Annotated in this window: 4 protein-coding genes; 1 reads left to right on the top strand and 3 read right to left on the bottom strand. The window is 67.2% G+C overall.

The window, feature by feature from the left end; translation table 11 throughout:
• Window positions 1-48: 48 nt before the first annotated feature.
• Genes C7C46_RS32725 through C7C46_RS32715 form a run of 3 tightly spaced genes read right to left on the bottom strand, consistent with a single transcriptional unit; the run spans window position 49 to window position 1,752 of the window.
• Window positions 49-972, bottom strand: a complete 924-nt coding sequence (locus tag C7C46_RS32725) for an IS3 family transposase (protein ID WP_110673546.1) — start codon at window positions 970-972, stop codon at window positions 49-51.
• Window positions 969-1,277 (bottom strand): transposase, encoded by a 309-nt coding sequence (locus C7C46_RS32720; protein ID WP_181442663.1) that lies wholly within the window; start codon window positions 1,275-1,277, stop codon window positions 969-971. Before C7C46_RS32720 ends, C7C46_RS32725 begins: the two co-directional genes overlap by 4 nt.
• A gap of 7 nt (window positions 1,278-1,284) precedes the next feature.
• Window positions 1,285-1,752 carry a transposase gene (locus C7C46_RS32715; protein ID WP_110673544.1) on the bottom strand — a complete coding sequence of 156 codons (468 nt, stop codon included), beginning with the start codon at window positions 1,750-1,752 and terminating at the stop codon, window positions 1,285-1,287.
• Between the two features lie 347 nt (window positions 1,753-2,099).
• On the opposite strand from C7C46_RS32715, the gene cutA reads away from it, so the two are divergent.
• Window positions 2,100-2,390, top strand: coding sequence for a divalent-cation tolerance protein CutA (gene cutA, locus C7C46_RS37035; protein ID WP_245985301.1), 291 nt, complete (start codon window positions 2,100-2,102; stop codon window positions 2,388-2,390).
• Window positions 2,391-2,466: the final 76 nt, after the last annotated feature.

Here is a 2,466-nt window from a genome sequence, read left to right as displayed (position 1 = left end):
GTAGGTCAGCATCACCATGAGGCTCCCCCGGTGTGTGGGAGGTGCTGATCAGCAGGTCAGGGTGGGTTGATTGGTGTTCAGGTTCGTTCGTTCGGTGGCTGCCTGTTCGGCGTAGTACTTCTCCTCGTACTCGATGGGGCTGAGCCAGCCGAGACGCTTCTGGATGCGGGTGGTGTTGTAGAACCCGTCGATGTATTCGAACAGTGCTTGGTTCGCCTCGGCACGGGTGGTGAATGTGCGGCCCCGCACGCACTCGGACTTCAGCAGGGTCCACAGGTTCTCGGCCAGCGCGTTGTCGTACGAGTCCCCGACAGAGCCCATGGAGGCCTCAACTCCAGCTCGCACCAGGCGGGTTGTGAGCTTGATGGATGTGTACTGCGACCCGTGGTCGGCATGGTGTATCAGCTGCCCGGGTTGGACCCGGCGGCTGGCCAGCGCGTACTCCAGGGACGCCAGGACCAGGTCCGCGTCCGCGCGGGCCGAGGTCTCCCAGGCCACCACGCGGCGGGAGAACGCATCGCGGATCGCGGAGAGCCACAGTGGCCCCTCGGCGGTGTCGACCACGGTGAGGTCGGTGACCCACAGCCGGTCCGGAGCCTTCGCGGTGAAGTCGCGCTTGACCAGGTCCGGGGCGAACTCGGCCGCAGGATCGGCCACGGTGGTCTTCCACCGCCGGGTGCGGGGGCTGATCCCGGCCAGGCCGGCCTCGCGCATCAGCCGCTCGACCCGCTTGCGTCCCACCCGCACGCCCTCGCGGGCGAGGTGGGCGTGCACGCGCGGCGAGCCGTAGACGCCGTGCGACTGCTCGTGGACCTCCTTGATCTTCTCGGTGAGGGCGGCGTCGTCGGTCTCGTGGCGGGTGGGGTGCTGCCGGCGGGCACGCCGGCGGTAGTAGGTGGAGGGCGGTGTGCCCGTCTCCCGGAGTACCAGCTCGACTCCCAGGTGGGGGTGCTCGTCGAGGAGCGCGATCACCTGGGCCGGGTCGGGTCGAGCTGGGCCGCGAAAAACGCTGAGGCGGTACGCAGGACCTCGTTGGCCCGGCGCAGGTCACGGACCTCTTTGCGCAAGGCGACCAACTCCTCCTTCTCCGCGCTGGTCAGCTGGTCACCGCGCTCGCCGCGGTCGGCCTCGTCCTGCCGGATCCAGTTGCGCAGGGCCTCGTGGTGCACGCCCAGGTCCCGGGCCAGCTGACGGATCACCGGCTTCGGGTCGGCGGACCGGTACATCGCCACCGCGCGCTCACGCAATTCGAGCGGGTACTTCATCGGTGCGGCCATCGTGGGGCTACCTTCCATGCTCCCCATCTGAACCGCTGTCAGCTTCTCCCGCATCCCGGGGGAGTCTCACCATGACCTGGCAGTTCCGTACGTCACCGGTCACTCCGCAGTGCTGCGGGGCGACTCCGACGGACTTGGTCCCCTTCTTCCGCACCTGCGTGTCGTCCAGGACCAGCGACCCGACCGGGTCGCCCAGGTGTTCGGCCACATACCCGCGCAGCTCGTCCAGCAGCGCGTCCGCCGACCACGAGGCCGCGTTCAGGAACTTCTGGATCCGCGACGGCGTGACATGGCCCGCCCGTGCGGACATCGTCCACGCGTTCTTCCGGCGCAGGTCCGACAGCAACCCCTCGACCAGATCCGCGAACACCTCACGGGGCTCCGGCCGCGCGAACAGGTGGTCGAAATCTCCGAGGAAGATCGCTAACTCTTCGGCCCACCATCCGAGTTGCTCCTCTGTCACATCTACCAGCATGACCGCTCAACGACACAACCGATCAGCAGTCACATGATCTGCCGCTGTAGTACGAGCTGTTTGACGGCAGTAGTTGACGGCAACGTCAGCGGACGGGTGCTGCACAAAGTGGCGGTTCGTCGCTGTCGTTGGGCTCCGCGGTGGCGTCTGCGGGGTGGCGGAGGACGTTGCTGAGGGTGACGATGGCTTGGCGCTGGAGGCGGAGTCGGACGTGTAATGGTGACGTCGGGTATTGCAACTGTCCGAATGCCTGCCGTGCAGAGTGTGTCCGATCTTCTTTGGGCTCTGTGGGATTCGCTTCCGGCGGAGCCCTCTGGTTTGTCAGCTTTGCGGCTGCAGCTATTGATGTGCAACTGCGTGCCGAGCACGCGGAGCAGTTGGCCCGGGCCGGGGTGGAGGCGAGGATCGCGGCCTGTGCGCAGATCGACGGCCCGGTCAAGTCCGTCTACTGGTGGGAGGGGGCCGTCCAGGTCGACGAGGAGTGGCGCGTGTTCTACAAGCTCGGCGCCGACCGGTACGCCGAACTGGAGCAGGCCATCAAGGCCGCCCACACCTACGAGACCCCCGAGATCATCGCGGTCGACATCACCCACGGGAGCGCCGAGTACCTCGGGTGGATCGGCGAAGCGACCAGGTGAACCCCAGCCGCCGGAGCCCGCGGAGGACAGCCGCGTGGGGGTTGGTCGGTGGTGGTCACTAGACGAGTAGTTCCGA

Source organism: Streptomyces tateyamensis (assembly GCF_003205575.1).
Classification (GTDB): domain Bacteria; phylum Actinomycetota; class Actinomycetes; order Streptomycetales; family Streptomycetaceae; genus Kitasatospora; species Kitasatospora tateyamensis.
Note: the sequence above shows the minus strand (reverse complement) of the source record. Positions and strands in the feature narration are given on the sequence as shown.

Coding starts and splice junctions, on each gene's coding strand:
- C7C46_RS32720 (WP_181442663.1), bottom strand. CDS start 1,277: ATGGCCGCACCGATGAAGTACCCGCTCGAATTGCGTGAGCGCGCGGTG.
- C7C46_RS32715 (WP_110673544.1), bottom strand. CDS start 1,752: ATGCTGGTAGATGTGACAGAGGAGCAACTCGGATGGTGGGCCGAAGAG.